Origin of the sequence: Streptomyces sp. DvalAA-43 (genome assembly GCF_900091725.1) — a bacterium.
In the GTDB taxonomy this organism is placed as follows: Bacteria; Actinomycetota; Actinomycetes; order Streptomycetales; family Streptomycetaceae; genus Streptomyces; species Streptomyces pulveraceus.
In genome coordinates, this window is record NZ_FMBW01000091.1 from 15,147 (window position 1) to 30,431 (window position 15,285).

General features: G+C 70.2%; 13 protein-coding genes. 5 read left to right on the plus strand and 8 right to left on the minus strand.

What is annotated here, in order from left to right; translation table 11 throughout:
- The first annotated feature begins 44 nt into the window (after positions 1-44).
- On the plus strand, positions 45-224 hold the full coding sequence (locus GA0115234_RS37665) for a hypothetical protein (RefSeq protein WP_093550780.1): 180 nt from the start codon (positions 45-47) through the stop codon (positions 222-224).
- A gap of 177 nt (positions 225-401) precedes the next feature.
- Here the strand turns inward: GA0115234_RS37665 and GA0115234_RS37670 are convergent, their stop codons facing one another.
- On the minus strand, positions 402-1,877 hold the full coding sequence (locus GA0115234_RS37670) for an LVIVD repeat-containing protein (RefSeq protein ID WP_202554618.1): 1,476 nt from the start codon (positions 1,875-1,877) through the stop codon (positions 402-404).
- 173 nt (positions 1,878-2,050) lie between these two features.
- Between GA0115234_RS37670 and GA0115234_RS37675 the strand changes: the two genes are divergently transcribed.
- Together GA0115234_RS37675 and GA0115234_RS37680 are read left to right on the plus strand one after the other, a co-directional pair.
- On the plus strand, positions 2,051-2,737 hold the full coding sequence (locus tag GA0115234_RS37675; RefSeq protein WP_093550785.1) for a DUF305 domain-containing protein: 687 nt from the start codon (positions 2,051-2,053) through the stop codon (positions 2,735-2,737).
- A gap of 78 nt (positions 2,738-2,815) precedes the next feature.
- Positions 2,816-4,237, plus strand: a complete 1,422-nt coding sequence (locus GA0115234_RS37680; protein WP_093550787.1) for an FAD-dependent oxidoreductase — start codon at positions 2,816-2,818, stop codon at positions 4,235-4,237.
- On the opposite strand, the gene GA0115234_RS37685 is transcribed toward GA0115234_RS37680, so the two are convergent.
- Entirely contained in the window at positions 4,234-4,614 is a 381-nt protein-coding gene (locus GA0115234_RS37685) for an ArsR/SmtB family transcription factor (RefSeq protein ID WP_093550789.1), read from the minus strand. The genes GA0115234_RS37680 and GA0115234_RS37685 overlap by 4 nt on opposite strands.
- A gap of 324 nt (positions 4,615-4,938) precedes the next feature.
- Positions 4,939-5,355, minus strand: a complete 417-nt coding sequence (locus GA0115234_RS37690; protein ID WP_093550790.1) for an acyl-CoA thioesterase — start codon at positions 5,353-5,355, stop codon at positions 4,939-4,941.
- 271 nt (positions 5,356-5,626) lie between these two features.
- Here GA0115234_RS37690 and GA0115234_RS37695 point away from each other — a divergent pair, with 271 nt between their 5' ends.
- On the plus strand, positions 5,627-8,644 hold the full coding sequence (locus GA0115234_RS37695; RefSeq protein WP_093550792.1) for a carbohydrate binding domain-containing protein: 3,018 nt from the start codon (positions 5,627-5,629) through the stop codon (positions 8,642-8,644).
- On the opposite strand, the gene GA0115234_RS37700 is transcribed toward GA0115234_RS37695, so the two are convergent.
- The 5 genes from GA0115234_RS37700 to GA0115234_RS37720 form a co-directional block, all read right to left on the minus strand.
- Positions 8,637-9,647 carry a LacI family DNA-binding transcriptional regulator gene (locus GA0115234_RS37700; RefSeq protein WP_093550794.1) on the minus strand — a complete coding sequence of 337 codons (1,011 nt, stop codon included), beginning with the start codon at positions 9,645-9,647 and terminating at the stop codon, positions 8,637-8,639. The two genes, GA0115234_RS37695 and GA0115234_RS37700, sit on opposite strands and share 8 nt — an antisense overlap.
- 69 nt (positions 9,648-9,716) lie before the next feature.
- Positions 9,717-10,754: an ABC transporter permease gene (locus GA0115234_RS37705; protein ID WP_093550795.1), complete on the minus strand. Its 1,038-nt coding sequence runs from the start codon at positions 10,752-10,754 to the stop codon at positions 9,717-9,719.
- Positions 10,751-11,725, minus strand: a complete 975-nt coding sequence (locus tag GA0115234_RS37710; protein WP_093550797.1) for an ABC transporter permease — start codon at positions 11,723-11,725, stop codon at positions 10,751-10,753. The genes GA0115234_RS37705 and GA0115234_RS37710 overlap by 4 nt, the downstream gene beginning before the upstream one ends.
- Positions 11,722-13,359 carry a sugar ABC transporter ATP-binding protein gene (locus tag GA0115234_RS37715; protein ID WP_093550799.1) on the minus strand — a complete coding sequence of 546 codons (1,638 nt, stop codon included), beginning with the start codon at positions 13,357-13,359 and terminating at the stop codon, positions 11,722-11,724. The genes GA0115234_RS37710 and GA0115234_RS37715 overlap by 4 nt, the downstream gene beginning before the upstream one ends.
- 113 nt (positions 13,360-13,472) lie before the next feature.
- Positions 13,473-14,558 (minus strand): ABC transporter substrate-binding protein, encoded by a 1,086-nt coding sequence (locus tag GA0115234_RS37720; RefSeq protein ID WP_093550801.1) that lies wholly within the window; start codon positions 14,556-14,558, stop codon positions 13,473-13,475.
- Positions 14,559-14,851: 293 nt separating this feature from the next.
- Here GA0115234_RS37720 and GA0115234_RS37725 point away from each other — a divergent pair, with 293 nt between their 5' ends.
- A complete protein-coding gene (locus GA0115234_RS37725) occupies positions 14,852-15,256 on the plus strand; it encodes a hypothetical protein (RefSeq protein WP_093550803.1) in 405 nt (134 codons plus the stop codon).
- The last annotated feature ends 29 nt before the right edge of the window (positions 15,257-15,285 follow it).

The window sequence follows — 15,285 nt, forward strand, 5'->3', positions numbered from 1 at the left end:
GCCCAATGGGTCTGATTGTCACATCGGGGCCTTAGCCTGTATGTATGTCCCGTTCTCCGCGCTCCTCCGATTCCACGCGCACCGCCGCCGTGGTGAACAAAGAGATCCGTGACCTGTGGCAGCGCTCGGGCGGCTGCCTGTCCCCGGAGGACGAGGAGCAGTACCAGCGCCTGCTGGTGGAGTGGGCCGCGGCGACGGGCGGCACCGCCAGGTCCGCCGCCTGACACGCCCCCGTCCCCGGTCCCGGCCCTCGGCCTCGCGTCCGCACACGAGGTGCCGACGCGAGCACATCGGGTGACAGACGCCGTGGCGTCCCGCGGGGCGGGAAGATCCGCTCCGCGGGACGCCTTCGGTGGTCGGTGGAGCCTGCTGCCGCCGGGCGGGTGGAGGGTTCGGCCCGGTCAGTGGCCGAAGTACTCCGGCTGCGTCTGCACATTGAGTTCGTCCAGCCGCACCCGCTTCGCCGGGTCGGTCCGCCGGTCGTCGAGTTCGAGGACGTCGAAGCCCTTGGCGATGTCGTTGGAGTAGATGTAGCCGTTGTAGTAGTACGCCGACCAGGAGCCGGCCGTGGTGACGGCGTCGGTGCTGACCGGCCCGCGCTCGAAGTAGCCGATCTCCTTCGGCTTCGACGAGTCGGTGAAGTCCCACACCGACACTCCGCCCTGGTACCAGGCCTGGACCATCAGGTCGCGGCCCTTGACCGGGATGATCGAACCGTTGTGGGCGACGCAGACCTCGGTGTCGGCCTGCGGGCGGTCGATCTTGAAGTAGCTGCGGAAGACCAGCTTGCGGTGGTCGCCCCTGCCCACGATGTCGTAGATGCCGTTGGCGCCGCGCTTCGGGCCGATCTCCTCGTTGCAGGTGGCCGCGCCACCGCCGCCGAGCTCATCGGTGAAGACGACCTTGTCCGTCGTCCGGTTGAAGGTCGCCGAGTGCCAGAACGCGAAGTTCACATTGTCCTGCACCCGGTCGATGATCTTCGGGTTCTCCGGGTCCTTGATGGAGAACAGCAGGCCGTCACCCATGCAGGCACCGGCGGCCAGGTCCTTCGAGGGCAGCACGGTGATGTCGTGGCAGCCGGTGGTCCTGGAGACGCCCGGGTTCTCCGGAGCGCCGGGGTTGCCGCCGTCCGGGAAGAGCACCGGGAAGTTCACGACCGCGGCCCTCTCCGGCGCGTTGCGCGGCACCTTGATGACGGAGATCCCGTCGTGCGGCGGCTGGCAGTCGGGGAACGTCGCGCTGGGCGCGTACGAGGAGACGTACACGTACACGTTCCTGCGCTCGGGGACCAGGGTGTGGGTGTGCGATCCGCACGCGGTCTCGACGGCGGCGACGTACTTCGGGTTGCGCTTGTCGCTGATGTCGAAGATCTTCATGCCCTCCCAGGAGGACTTCTCCGTGGCGGGCTGGGTGGTGCTGGCGCAGGAGTTGTCGCTGCGCGAGGAGTCGGTGGACAGGAAGAGCAGGTTGCCCGAGACCGAGACGTCGTTCTGCGAGCCGGGGCAGAGGACCTGTGCGACCGTCCTCGGGGACCGGGGGTTGCTGATGTCGAAGATCCGGAAGCCGTCGTAGTTTCCGGCGAAGGCGTACTTTCCCTGGAAGGCCAGATCCGTGTTGATGCCCTTGAGCGCGTCCTTCGGGACGTTGGCCAGATGGGTGATGTTGGCACTGTGGACGATCTCGTCCACGCCGGGTACCTCGCCGCTGTTGATGGCCGCCCTGGCTTCTGCCTCCTGGGCGGCGGAGACACCGGTCCGGGCCGTGGCCGTGTCACCGGGGTCGGGCGTCGCGGCCGCGGGTCCGGCCATCAGCAGCGTGGCCAGCAGGCCGGCGGCCGCCGTCGCCGCGCCCAGGCGTCTGCGCCGTACCGGGCTCATGCGCAACGAAATCACTGCGTCCTCCCATGCATCCGAACGTAGTTGAACGGTTCACGGTCTTCGGCAGTATCGTCCTTCCCAAGGTGATCCCAACAGATGGCAACGGAGACGTATGGAGAGATTCTGATCGCTGATGTGCGGAAGCGTGTGAGAACGGCTCGGCAAACCCCCATATGGCCATGGAGGTCCACGTGTTGATCCACCGTCAGAACGGGTTGGTACACAGATCCGCCCTCGTCGCGGCAGCCGTGTCGGCCGCTCTCGTGCTCGCCGCGTGCGACGCCGGGGACGGTGACAGCCGCACGAAGGCACAGACGGGCGGGGGGCCTTCGGTGGTGGCGCCCGGAAGGCCGGGCGAACCCGCACGGACCCTCTCCGCCGAGGAGGCCGCGAAGGCCGCCGGGGACGACACCCCCAACTCGGCCGACTTCCGCTATGCGCAGATGATGATCCAACACCACGCCCAGGCCCTGGAGTTGACCGCTCTGGTCCCGTCCCGCTCCGGATCACCCTCGGTCAAACGGCTCGCCGAGCGCATCACCGCGAGCCAGAAGCCGGAGATCGGCGCCATGGAAGGCTGGCTCACGCACAACGGCGGCGAGCGGCGCACCTCCGCCCACGATCACTCGGCCATGCCCGGTATGGCGACCCCGGCACAACTGAAGCGGTTGCGCGAGGCGGACGGGCCGGCCTTCGACGAGCTCTTCCTGAAGTTGATGATCACCCACCACCAGGGGGCGATCACGATGGCGACCGAGGTGCTCGCGGAGGGGAACAACGTGCAGATCGAGGAGATGGCCGGGGACGTCGTCGCGCAGCAGACGGTGGAGATCAACCGAATGCGCACGATGCCGTCCTGACCAGGCCCCGGGCACACCACCGCCCCCGCTCCGCCCACCGGTGCCATGCTGGAGACATCCTCCGGGAAGAGGTGCACCGTGCTCCGTGTCGCTGTCGTCGGCTCCGGCCCCAGCGGGGTCTACACCGCCCAGACCCTGGTCGCACAGGACCGGGTTCCCGATGTCCGGGTCCATGTGCTGGACCGGCTCCCCTGCCCGTACGGACTGGTGCGCTACGGCGTCGCCCCTGACCACGAGAAGATCAAGTCGCTGCAGAACAGTCTGCGGACCGTTCTGGAGCATGAGCGGATCACCTTTCTCGGGAACGTCGAGGTGGGCGGCGACGGCATTCCGCCCGAGAGGCTCGGCGAACTCTACGACGCGGTGGTCTACTGCGTCGGGGCCGCGACCGACCGCGCGCTCGGTGTCCCCGGCGAGGATCTGCCCGGCAGCCGCTCCGCCACCGAGTTCGTCTCCTGGTACAGCGCGCACCCCGACGCGGTCATGGACGGCTTCGCGCTCCGGGCCCGTTCCGTCGTGGTGATCGGGGTCGGCAATGTGGCGGTGGACGTGACGCGGATTCTCGCGCGCAGCGGTCAGGAGCTGCGCCCCACCGATGTGCCGCACGGTGCGCTGGGCGCGCTGGCCGACAGCCGGGTGCACGAGATCCACATGGCGGGCAGACGCGGACCTTCGCAGGCCAGGTTCACCACCAAGGAACTGCGTGAGCTGGGCGGCCTGCCGGGGGCCCGGGTCGTGGTGGACGAGGCGGAGCTGGCCCGCGATCCGGCGTACGCCGATCCGTCCGCCCCGGTCCCCGCCCTGCCCTCTCCTCCGAACGCGCCGCCCCCGACGGCGGCGGCGCGGCGCAATGTCGAGGTCCTGCGCGGATGGGCCGCGGCCGGCGCCACGGGGGCGGGCGCCGACGGGCCTCCGGTGCGCACCATCCACCTGCGGTTCTTTCTGCGCCCCGTCGAGCTGCTGGAGCGGGACGGCCGGGTGGCCGGGGTGCGGTTCGCCCGTACCGTGCCGGACGGCAGCGGGGGCGTGCGCGACGCCGGCACGTACGAGGACATCGCCGCCGGGCTCGTACTGCGGGCGGTCGGCTATCGCGGAACCCCGCTGCCCGGTCTGCCCTTCGACCCGGTGCGCGGGACGGTGCCGCATCTGGCGGGGCGGGTACTGCGCGACGGGCTGCCGTCTCCCGGGGAGTACGTCGCCGGGTGGATCAAGCGCGGGCCGACCGGAGTGATCGGCTCGAACCGGTCGTGCGCCAAGGAGACGGTGGCTTCGCTGCTCGACGACGCGCCACGGCTCGCCGGGCGCCGGTCGGTACCCGACCCGGTGACGGCGCTGCGGGCGTGGGGGCTGCGCCCGGTGGAGTGGGACGGCTGGCTTTCCATCGAGCGGGCGGAGGCGGCACTGGGCAGGTCGCTCGGCCGGGAGCGGGTGAAGATCCCGGACTGGACGGGGCTGCTGAGCGCCGCGCACGGTGGCGGCCGGGACGGATCGGGAGGCTAACGGCCCTCGCCGATGCGCTGGACCTGGCGGTTCGCCGCGTCGAGGACGCGGTCGAGCAGGCCGGGGAACAGCGCCTCCAGATCGTCTCGCCGCAGGCCGTTCATCTTGGCCGTGCCTCGGTAGATCTGCTGGACGATCCCGCTCTCGCGCAACACCCGGAAGTGGTGCGTGGACGTGGATTTGGACACCGGCAGGTCGAAACAGGAGCAGGTGAGTTCGGATTCGGCGGCGGCCAGCTCACGGACGATGCGCAGCCGCATCGGGTCGGAGAGCGCGTGCAGCACCCCTTCGACGCGGATCTCGTCCCGCGCGGGGTGGTCGAGCACACGACCGCCGGCCTCGGCGGCGCTTACTGCGGGGGCGCTGGCGGGGGTCACGACGGCTCCACTTCCTGGGGTTGTTCCGGTCTGCTTCGCGGGGCTGTTCCGGCCTCCATAATACGAGACTCATCGTAGTTCGAGATGCGGCGGGCGGCGGGGCCCGCCGCGCCTCACTCCCTACGGTCCCCACGTGAGGCCGACTCGCGGGCTTCGGCGAGCCGGTCCGTGTGGGCCTCCGCCCAACGGCGCGCCGGGGCCGCCGGGCCCGAAGGTCCGGGTGACTTCGCCGTCGCCCTGCTCGACGAGGTCGATGTCCCTCGCCACCACCGCACGCACACCGGGATCGCGCGGGCCCGACCCGACCGGCCCGGCGCCCTTCCCTCACTCGCCGAGCAGGCCGGGGTTGTCGGCGAGCGAGGCGAGGTGGCCGGCCGGATCGGCGATCAGTCTGCGGGTCGTCAGATCGAGCATCCCCGCCACACCCGTGACCTCCGCCGCGACGGTGCCGTCCTCCTTGAGGATCTGCTGCGCGACCGTGAACGTCTTCCCCTCGCCGTACACGAACCGGCAGGTCACCCGGGCCAGGTCGCCGCCGCGGAGCTCCCTCAGGAACTTCACGGTCGTCTCCAGCGCGACCGGCCCGACGCCACTGGCCAGCAGCTTGTCCTGCGGCAGGCCGGCGGCGCGCAGGAGCTCCCAGCGCGCGTGCTCGGCGTACTGGAGGTAGACGGCCTGATTCAGATGCCCCTGGGTGTCGAGCTCGTAGCCCCGGACGGTCACATCAACAAAGAAGGTCATGAACGTCCCAACCCCGTTGCACAGTCCGCCATTCCCCGCCTCCGCACCACCGTCGGCGCCACACCTCTTTACGTACCTGTCATGCCCAGGTAACTTCCTCACCGCAAGTGATTGCAGCAAAATTCCGACAGATCTTGCCTCTCGGAATGGACTGCTCGCCCGAACCCCGAGGCGCGTCAGGGTTCTCCGGCGGGACCTCGCAGGTGGCCATCGAGTGCCTGCGCTGCCGGCTGCCGCGGCCGTTGGCCGTGGCCCTCCCCTGGAGACACGAATGAAACGCTCCCCACGCTCCGTGCCGAGACGGTCCTTGGCCGCGGCCGTGGTGGCCGCCGGGCTTCTGGGCCTCCTCACCGCCGTACCGCAGACCGCCGCTCCGTCCACCGTCCCGGCCGCGGCGACGGAGAACACCGCGACGGTCTTCTACTACACGAAGACCCGCAACTGGTCGGCGTACGACCTGCATTACGCGCCCGAGGGCGGAGCGTGGACGACCGTGCCGGGGGTCCGGATGGAGGCCGCCTGCACCGACTGGGTCAAGAGGACCGTGAACCTGGGCAGCGCGACCGGACTGGCCGCGACGTTCAACGACGGCTCGGGCACCTGGGACAACAACGCCGGGAAGAACTACGCGCTGGGCACCGGCGACATCGCCGTCAGGGACGGGGTCGTGGCCCACAGCGACCCGTGCGCCGGCACCGGCCCGGACCCCTCGCCCTCCCCCACGGACACCCGCACCGCCTCGGTCTACTACTCCACGACCACCGTCGGCTGGTCCACCGTCAACATCCACTTCCAGCCCACAGGCGGATCGTGGACGGCCGTTCCGGGCGTGGGCATGGAGGCGGCCTGCACGGGGTGGGTGAAGCGTTCCGTCGATCTCGGCACCGCCACCTCCATGCAGGCCGCGTTCAACAACGGCAACGGGGTCTGGGACAACAACAACGGCGGCAACTACACCATCCCGGCCGGTGTCTCCACGGTGAAGGACAAGGCCGTCACCGCCGACGCCGCGGACCCGTGCGCCACGGAGCCCGCCGACACCGAGGCCCCCACCGCGCCGTCGAGGGTGCACGCCGACGCGGACGGCGTGTCCACCGTGCTGACCTGGGACCCGTCCACCGACGACCGTGGCGTCGTCCGGTACCAGGTGACCCGGACCGGCGGTACCAGGGGCACGACGGTCACCGATGTCGGCTCCACGGTCCACTCCGACACGAACCTGGAGGAGCGGACCGCCTACAGCTACACGGTGAAGGCCGTGGACGCGGCCGGCAACGTGTCCGCCGCGTCGGCCGCCGCCACCGTCACCACCGGCGACAGGCCCGCCACCCCGGCCACCGGGAAACCACTGGGCACCGACCCACGCAAGGACCCGATCTACTTCGTGCTCACCGCCCGGTTCGACGACGGCGACAGCACCAACAACCGGGGCGGCAGCCAGCATGTGAAGTCCGGCAACGCGGCCAACAACGACCCGATGTTCCGCGGCGACTTCAAGGGCCTGGTCGACAAGCTCGACTACATCAAGGGGCTGGGCTTCTCCGCGATCTGGATCACCCCGGTCGTGCTGAACCGGTCCGACTACGACTACCACGGCTATCACGGCTACGACTTCTACAAGGTCGACGGCCGCCTGGAGTCCGCCGGCGCCTCGTACCAGGACCTGATCGACGCGGCCCACGCCAAGGGCATGAAGATCTACCAGGACGTCGTCTACAACCACTCCTCGCGCTGGGGCGCCAAGGGCCTGTTCACACCGACGGTCCACGGGGTCCGTGACGACCAGTGGAGCTGGTACTACGACGAGAAGAACGAGGGTTTCGAGTACGACGGTGTCACCGTCGAACCGAAGTCCGGGAAGTCGTACTACAACGGCGATCTCTGGTCCACCGCCGAACCGTCCGGCAACACCTGCCTCGACTGGGGCAAGCCCACCGGAGGAACCTCCGCCGAGGGCTACAAGCTGTACAACTGCCAGTGGCCCAGCCCGACTTCCGGCATGTTCCCCAAGACGTACTACCACAACTGCTGGCTCGGGAACTGGGAGGGCGAGGACTCCCGCAGCTGCTGGCTGCACGAGGACCTCGCCGACTTCGACACCGAGAGCACACCCGTCCAGAACTACCTGATCGGCGCCTACGACAAGTACATCGACATGGGCGTCGACGGCTTCCGGATCGACACCGCCGTCCACATTCCGCGCACCACCTGGAACCGCCGGTTCCTGCCCGCCATCCAGGAACGCGTCACCTCGCGGTTCGGCGCCGGGGCGGCGAAGAACTTCTTCGTCTTCGGCGAGGTCGGAGCCTTCGTGAACGACAAGTGGAACCGCGGCTCGGTCAATCACTCCGCGCAGTTCTTCACCTGGAAGGAACGCAAGGAGTACGACGCCGACGACACCAAGGCCGCGTTGGAGATGTACGACTACGAGGAGCGGCTGGGCACCGGTTCCCAGCCCGCCTCCACCAACGCCTTCCTGGACGGGAACACCTATCACACACCGGATCACAGCCGCTTCTCCGGCATGAACGTCATCGACATGCGGATGCACATGAACTTCGGGGACGCCGGCAACGCGTACAACAACGGCAAGGACTCCGACGACAGTTACAACGACGCCACCTACAACGTCGTGTACGTCGACAGCCACGACTACGGGCCCAACAAGAGCGGTGAGCGCTACGCGGGCGGGACCGATGCCTGGGCCGAGAACATGTCGCTGATGTGGACGTTCCGCGGCATCCCGACGCTCTACTACGGCTCCGAGATCGAATTCCAGGCGGGCAGGAAGATCGACTGCGGGCCCAGTTGCCCGCTGGCGAGCACCGGTCGCGCCTACTACGGCGACCATCTCGCCGGAACGGTCGAGGCGTCCGACTTCGGCAAGGTCTCCTCGGCCACCGGCGAGGTCGCCGACACGCTCGGCAAGCCGCTGGTCAAGCACCTTCAGCGGCTCAACGAGATCCGGCGCGCCGTGCCCGCGCTCCAGATGGGCCAGTACTCCACCGAGGGCATCTCCGGATCGATGGCGTACAAGCGCCGCTACACCGACGCCGCGAGCGGAATCGACAGCTTCGCGCTCGTCACCGTCACCGGCACGGCCGACTACACCGGGATCCCCAACGGCACCTACAAGGACGCCGTCACCGGGGACACCCGGGTGGTGTCGGACGGCAGACTCTCCGTCGCCGCACCCGGCAAGGGCAACCTCCGCGTCTACGTCCTCGACCTGGGCGGCAGGAACGCGGCGCCCGGCAAGATCGGCGCGGCCGGTCCGTACCTCAAGTAGTGGCGGTGGATTCGCGGACGACGAGCCGGTAGCCGGGACGGGGCCGCCGCGGCTCGGCCACCGGGCTGCCGGAGAGCCGTTCGACGAGGCTGTCGACGGCGAGCCGTGCGATCGCCTCCTTGTCGGGGGCGACGGTGGTGAGCGTGGTGGCCCCGTACAGGCTTTCCTCGATGTTGTCGAAGCCGACGACGGCGACGTCCTCGGGGATGCGCAGCCCGCGCGAGCTGAGGGTGCGCATGGCGCCGATGGCGATGAGGTCGTTGTACGCGAACACCGCGTCGGGCCGCTCTCCCCGGTCGAGGAGGGCGGCCATGGCGCTGGCGCCGTCCTCGCGCCCGTAGCCGTCGGTGACCACCACCAGCGACTCGTCGGGCTCGATGCCGGCCGCGGCGAGCTCCTCGCGCCAGCCGCGCAGCCGCAGATGGGCGGGCTGGCGCTCGCGTCCGGTGCGGGAGCCGAGGAAGGCGATCCGGCGGTGGCCGCGCTCCACGAGGTGGCGTACGGCGTCGCGGGAGGCGGCCACGTTGTCGATGGCGATGTGGTCGTAGGGGGCCTCGTACTCCCGCTCGCCGAGCAGGACCAGGGGCGCGGTCTCGGTGCGCGCCATCAGGTCCTCGGTCTCCAGGTGGATCGGGCTGAGGATGAGGCCGTCGATCACATGGGACCGGAAGCCCTGGCTGACCAGGAGTTCCTTCTCGCGCAGGCCTGCGGTGTGGTCGACCAGGACGGTGTAGTCGTGCCGGGCGGCCGCGTCGACGACCGCGCCGGCGAGCTCCGCGAAGTACGGGTTGCCGAACTCGGGCACGGCGAGGGCGATGATGCCGGTGCGGCCCTTGCGCAGATGGCGTGCGGTGAGGTTCGGCCGGTAGCCGAGCTCGTCGATGGCCTGCTGCACCTTGGCGCGCATCTTCGGTGTGACGTGCTGATAGTTGTTCACCACGTTCGACACGGTCTTGATGGACACGCCCGCCCGTTGCGCAACGTCCTTGAGGCTGACGCCCACGGCACTCCCTGCTTCGGCTCGATGCGCACCGGTGCGCACTGGATCGGCCCGGCTCCCGTCCGGCACGGTTCAGGTGGTTCTGCGGCCGCGCGCCAGAAAGCGCTGGGCCACCACGACAACGATAAGGAACCCGCCGCTGACCACCGACTGGTAGGAGGAGTTCAGCGAACCGATCTGGTTGATGAGGTTCTGGATGACGGCCAGCAGCAGGACGCCCCAGAGGGTGCCGCCGACCGATCCGGCGCCGCCCACGAGCAGGGTGCCGCCGATCACGACGGCGGAGATGGCGTCGAGTTCCATCCCCACGCCGACGATGGTGACGCCGGAGGACAGCCTGGCCGCGTTCAGCGCACCGGCGAGTCCGGCCAGCAGACCGCTGAGCGTGTAGACGAGGAGCTTCGTACGGGCGACGGGCAGGCCCATCAGGGTGGCCGCGTCGCTGCTGCCGCCCACGGCGAAGAGGGTCTGACCGAACGAGGTGCGCTGGAGCAGCAGTCCGCCGGCGCCGAACAGCGCCAGGGCGACGAGGACCGGGTGGCCGAAGCCCCCTACGCTGCCCTGCCCCAGCTCGGCGAAGGCGGAGCCCTTGGGCACGAGGTAGGTGGTGGCGCCCTCGTCGGTGAAGGCCAGGAGCATGCCGCGGGCCGCCAGCAGGGTCGCGAGGGTGACGATGAAGGGGGCCATTCCGGCGCGGGCGATCAGGAATCCGTTGAGCAGACCGATCGCACCGCAGACCGCGAGCGGTACGAGCAGCGCGGGCAGGAGGCCCCACTGCGAGGCCCAGGCGGCGAGCACCCCGCCGAGGGCGAAGACGGAGCCGACGGACAGGTCGATGCCTCCGCTGATGACGACCAGGGTCATGCCGAGGGCGACCACGGCGAGGAACGACGCCTGCACGGTCACACCGCGGGCGTTGTCCAGGGTGGCGAACGTCGGGTAGACGAACGAGGCCACGATCACGACGGTCAGCAGGACGGCGAGCACGCCCTGGCGCTGGAGGAGTCCGGCGAGCCGCCGCGCAGCCCCGGACCCGGCTGCCGGGCGGGGTGCGCCCTCTCCGGACGGCGCGGGGGCCTGGGCCACCGCCGCGGGTGTGGTTTCGTTCATCGGGACCGACGCTCCCGTGCGACGTAGACGGCGGCGATGATGATGGCCGCCTGGGCGATCTGTGCGGTGGAGTCGGGCAGGTCGTGCTTGACGAGCGTGGCGCGCAGCAGCTGCATCAGCAGGGCGCCCGCGACGGTACCCAGCACCCGGACGGAACCGCCGTCGAGAGGGGTGCCGCCGACCACGACCGCCGTGATGGCGGAGAGTTCCATGAGAGTGCCGAGCGAGGAGGGGTCGCTGGCGGTGAGCCTGGCAGTGGCAAGGACGCCGGCGAGGGCGGCCAGTACGCCGCAGATCACGTAGACGCCGATGAGTACGCGCCGCACGGGCAGTCCGGCGAGGACGGCGGCGGAGCGGTTGCCGCCGACGGCGACGATCTGGCGGCCGAAGGTGGTGCGCCGGACGAGAAGGGTGACGGCCACGGAGAGGACGGCGGCGATCAGTACGACCAGCGGGATGCCGAGGAAGGAGCCGGTGCCGAGCGAGAGGAGGCCGGGATTGACGATCTGCTTGAGCCGGCCGTCGGCCATGACGAGGGCGAGTCCCCGGCCGCCGACGAAGAGCGCGAGCGTGGCGACGATCGGTTGCAGTCCGACGACCGAGACCAGGGTGCCGTTGACCGCCCCGACGACCGCGCCCGCGAGGAGTGCGACGGCGAGTGCGGGCAGCAGCCCGTATCCGAGGTAGAGCGGCAGCAGCGCGGTGGCGAGCGCCATCGTCGAGCCGACGGACAGGTCGACGCCCTCCGTCCCGATGACCAGGGCCATGCCCAGGGCGACGATGACGACGGGGGCGACCTGGACGAGCTGGGTGCGCAGGTTTCCGGCGGTCAGGAAGTGCTCGGTGAACAGGGCGTTGAAGAGGAGTACCGCCGCCACGGCGACATACACGCCGTACTCCTGGTACCAGGCGGGGTCGCGCAGCCGGGCCAGGGGGCGGGCCCGGACGGGGAGGGCGGCCCGGGTGGTCATCGGGGGTCCTCCTGAGCGGCCGGGTCCGTTCCGGCGGGCACCGGTGAGTGGTCGGCGAGCACGTCGAGCAGATGGCTCTCGGTCACCGTGTCGCCCGCGAGTTCGCCCGCCACCGAGCCGCCGCGCAGGACGACGATGCGGTCGGCTCCCTCGATGAGTTCTTCGATGTCGGAGGAGATGAGCAGGACGGCGAGGCCCTCCCGGGCGAGTTCGTCGATGAGGCCCTGGACCTCGGCCTTGGCGCCGACGTCGATGCCGCGGGTGGGCTCGTCGAGCAGCAGCACCTTGGGTTCCAGGCAGAGCCAGCGGGCGAGGAGTACCTTCTGCTGGTTGCCGCCGGAGAGTTCGCCGACCTTCTGCTCGGGGCTCGCCGCCTTGATCCGCAGCCGTCTCATGAAGATGTCGACGACGCGGTCCTGTTTGCGGCGGGAGACCACACCGAAGCGGGAGAGCCGCGGCATGGCGGCCAGCACGATGTTCTCGCGCACGGAGAGGCCGGGCACGATGCCTTCGGCCTTGCGGTCCTCGGGCAGCAGGCTGATCCCGGCACGGATGGCACCGGCCGGACCGGTGCGGCGCAGTTTCCGTCCGCCGACCGTGATGTCACCGGAGTCCAGGCCGAGCACTCCGGCGAGGGCCTTCGCCGTCTCGCTGCGGCCGGAGCCGAGCAGCCCGCCGAGCCCGAGCACTTCGCCGCCGTACAACGACAGGGACACATCGTGGAGTTGGTGGCGCCGGTCGAGTCCGGTGGCGGTGAGTACGGGGGTGCGCGCCGTGTGGTGCTCCGCGCCGCCGAGGCCGGTGGGTCCGGTGCGGCGGGCCTCGGACAGATCGCGGCCGAGCATCATCGAGACGAGCCGCGTCCGGGCGAGGCCGGCGAGGTCGCCGGTGTGGATGTGGCGGCCGTCGCGGAGCACGGTGACGCGGTCGCAGATCCGGTAGAGCTCGTCCATGCGGTGGCTGACGTAGAGGACGGCGACGCCCTGGCCGCGCAGGCTCCCGATGACGCGGAAGAGGGTCTCGACCTCGCGCGGTTCCAGTGAGGAGGTGGGTTCGTCCATGATGACGACCTGGGCGTCGACCGAGACGGCTCGGGCCAGGGCGACCATCTGCCGGGTGCCGATGCCGAGCGTGTGCAGGGGCTTGCGGGGGTCGACGCGTAGGCCGAAGCCGTCGAGCAGTTCGGTGGTCTCGCGGTGCATGCGGGCGAAGTCGATGAGGCCGAGGCGGTTCCTGGGCTCGCGGCCGAGGAAGACGTTCCGCGCCACGCTCATCAGCGGGACGAGGTTCACCTCCTGGTGGATCGTGGAGATCCCGGCCCGCTGGGCCTCGGCCGGACGGGCGAAGGAGACGGGTCGTCCGGCGAGCCGGAGCTCTCCCCCGTCGGGCCGGTGAACACCCGTCAGGGTCTTGATCAGGGTGGATTTCCCGGCGCCGTTCTCCCCCACCAGCGCATGGGTCTCCCCGGCGCGCAGCGCGAAGGACACGTCGTCGAGTGCGACGACGCCCGGGAATCGTTTGCTCACCGAGCGGGCTTCGAGGACGGCGTCCCCGGTGGGCGGAGCGGTCACCCCCTCGGGGCGGGCGGTCCGCCCCTGCGCCGGTGCGTGCGGTACTGCTTCGGATGGTGCCATGGGGCGTCCTGGCCTTCCGCTGTTCCGGAGTGGAGGCCGGTGGCGGCCGCGGCGGGGTGGTGTGCCACGGCGCCACCGGACCGGTGGTCGCGGGTTCCTGCCGATCGGTGCGGTCAGTACGCCCCGCCGAGCGAGGCCTTGGCGTTGGACGCGTCGTACGCCCGGTCGGAGATGATGACGTTCTCCGGGATCTCCTCGCCGCCGTAGAACTTCCGGGCGGTCGCGAAGGCGAGCGGCCCGAAGCGCGGGTTCGACTCGATGACGGCGTTGTACTCGCCGTCGGCCAGGGCCTGCACGGCGTTGCGGGTGCCGTCCACGGAGACGATCTTCACGTCCTTGCCGGGCTTCTTCCCCGCCGCCTTCAGCGCGGTGACGGCACCGAGACCCATCTCGTCGTTCTCCGCGTAGACGGCGGTGATGTCGGGTTTGGACTGGATGAGCTGCTCCATGACCTGCTGGCCCTTGTCGCGGGCGAACTCGCCGGTCTGCCGGGCGACGATCTTCAGGCCGGGCGCCTTGGCCGCGACCTGGTCGACGAAGCCCTTGGTGCGGTCGGTGGTGACGTTGTTGCCGGAAGCGCCGAGGAGGATGGCGACCTTGCCCGTGCCGCCGGTCGCCTTGATCATCGCGTCGGCCGCGCGCCTGCCCTGCGCCACGAAGTCGGAGCCGAGGAAGGCCACGTGGTCCTTGCAGACGGTGGAGTTCACCTTGCGGTCGATGGTGAGGACCGGGACCTTCTTGGCCGCGGCCGCCTTGAAGGCCGGTTCCAGACCCTCGGAGTTCAACGGGGCGACGATCAGGAACTGGGCACCCTGGGACAGCATGTCCTGGATGTCGCTGATCTGTTTGGAGAGCTGCGACTGCGCGTTGGTGGTGAGCAGCTTCTTCACGCCGGTCTTCGCGGCTTCGTCCTTGATGGACCGGGTCTCGGCGATCCGGAACGGGTTGGCCTCCTTCTCCGACTGCGAGAAGCCGACGACCGCGTTCTTCAGATCCAGCTGCGGCGCACCGTACGTCCGCAGCGAGCACCCCGGACCGGAGCTGCTGTCGGGGGACTCGGCCGCCTGGGCGGCCTGGCTGCTGTCCCCGCCCGCGTTGTCCGGGGTCTCCGACTTGGCGCAGCCGGAGACGGCCAGCGCTGCGGTGGCGGCGAGGAGACCGGCCGCGGCGAGGGTACGGGATCGACGCTGGATCATCATGCGCGGGACGCTCCTTGGCGGGAGGACGGCACGCTCGCCGGCGTGCGGTGGGGGCATGGCGGCTCGATTTACAACGTTATATAGGTGGTGCGAGGCGAGCGGCAAGACGTCGTCGGGTTGTTTCTGCGCGATGCCGGACCCACCTGGGACGGCATCCCCGGTGAACGCCGAATGGATGAACAACCCTTACGGATAAGGGTGTTGGGTGCCCGCCGCGCGCACCGAGCCCTTCGTCCGGAGCGGCGACCGGCCCGCCGAGGCCCCGGCCGCCGGAGTCTGGGACGATCGGGCGCGTGAGCGGATGGACAGGACGCGCCCCCCGGTGGGTGGTCGCACTCGTGGCGCTGTACGTCGCGGTCCTGGTCGCCGTCGGTACCGTCTCGCACCTCGCCGACCTGCTCCGCAACGGTCCGCACCCCTACGACTGGGCCCCTGACTGGCTGAACCTGTACTGGACCTCGCTGACGGTCCTCGACTCGCTGGCAGCCCTGCTCCTGCTCCGCGGGAGGCGGGCCGGCGTGGACCTCATGTGCGCGGTCATGGTGACCGATCTGGCGGCCAACTGGTATGCGGCGTACGGCATCCAGCACGTCGGCGCGTCGGACCGGCCGGGGCTTTGGCGCCTCGCCGCCTTCACCGCCCTCGCTCTCGCGACGGGCCCCTTCGTCCGCAGCCGCCTGACGCGCGGCGGCGGGTGAGAGGCGGAAGGGGGCGGCCCACCCCGGGC

What these genes read in the sequence shown, in the direction of transcription:
- GA0115234_RS37665 (WP_093550780.1), top strand. Translation starts at nt 45, where the DNA reads ATGTCCCGTTCTCCGCGCTCCTCCGATTCCACGCGCACCGCCGCCGTG.
- GA0115234_RS37670 (WP_202554618.1), bottom strand. Translation starts at nt 1,877, where the DNA reads ATGAGCCCGGTACGGCGCAGACGCCTGGGCGCGGCGACGGCGGCCGCC.
- GA0115234_RS37675 (WP_093550785.1), top strand. Translation starts at nt 2,051, where the DNA reads ATGGCCATGGAGGTCCACGTGTTGATCCACCGTCAGAACGGGTTGGTA.
- GA0115234_RS37690 (WP_093550790.1), bottom strand. Translation starts at nt 5,355, where the DNA reads ATGACCTTCTTTGTTGATGTGACCGTCCGGGGCTACGAGCTCGACACC.
- GA0115234_RS37695 (WP_093550792.1), top strand. Translation starts at nt 5,627, where the DNA reads ATGAAACGCTCCCCACGCTCCGTGCCGAGACGGTCCTTGGCCGCGGCC.
- GA0115234_RS37705 (WP_093550795.1), bottom strand. Translation starts at nt 10,754, where the DNA reads ATGAACGAAACCACACCCGCGGCGGTGGCCCAGGCCCCCGCGCCGTCC.
- GA0115234_RS37710 (WP_093550797.1), bottom strand. Translation starts at nt 11,725, where the DNA reads ATGACCACCCGGGCCGCCCTCCCCGTCCGGGCCCGCCCCCTGGCCCGG.
- GA0115234_RS37715 (WP_093550799.1), bottom strand. Translation starts at nt 13,359, where the DNA reads ATGGCACCATCCGAAGCAGTACCGCACGCACCGGCGCAGGGGCGGACC.
- GA0115234_RS37720 (WP_093550801.1), bottom strand. Translation starts at nt 14,558, where the DNA reads ATGATGATCCAGCGTCGATCCCGTACCCTCGCCGCGGCCGGTCTCCTC.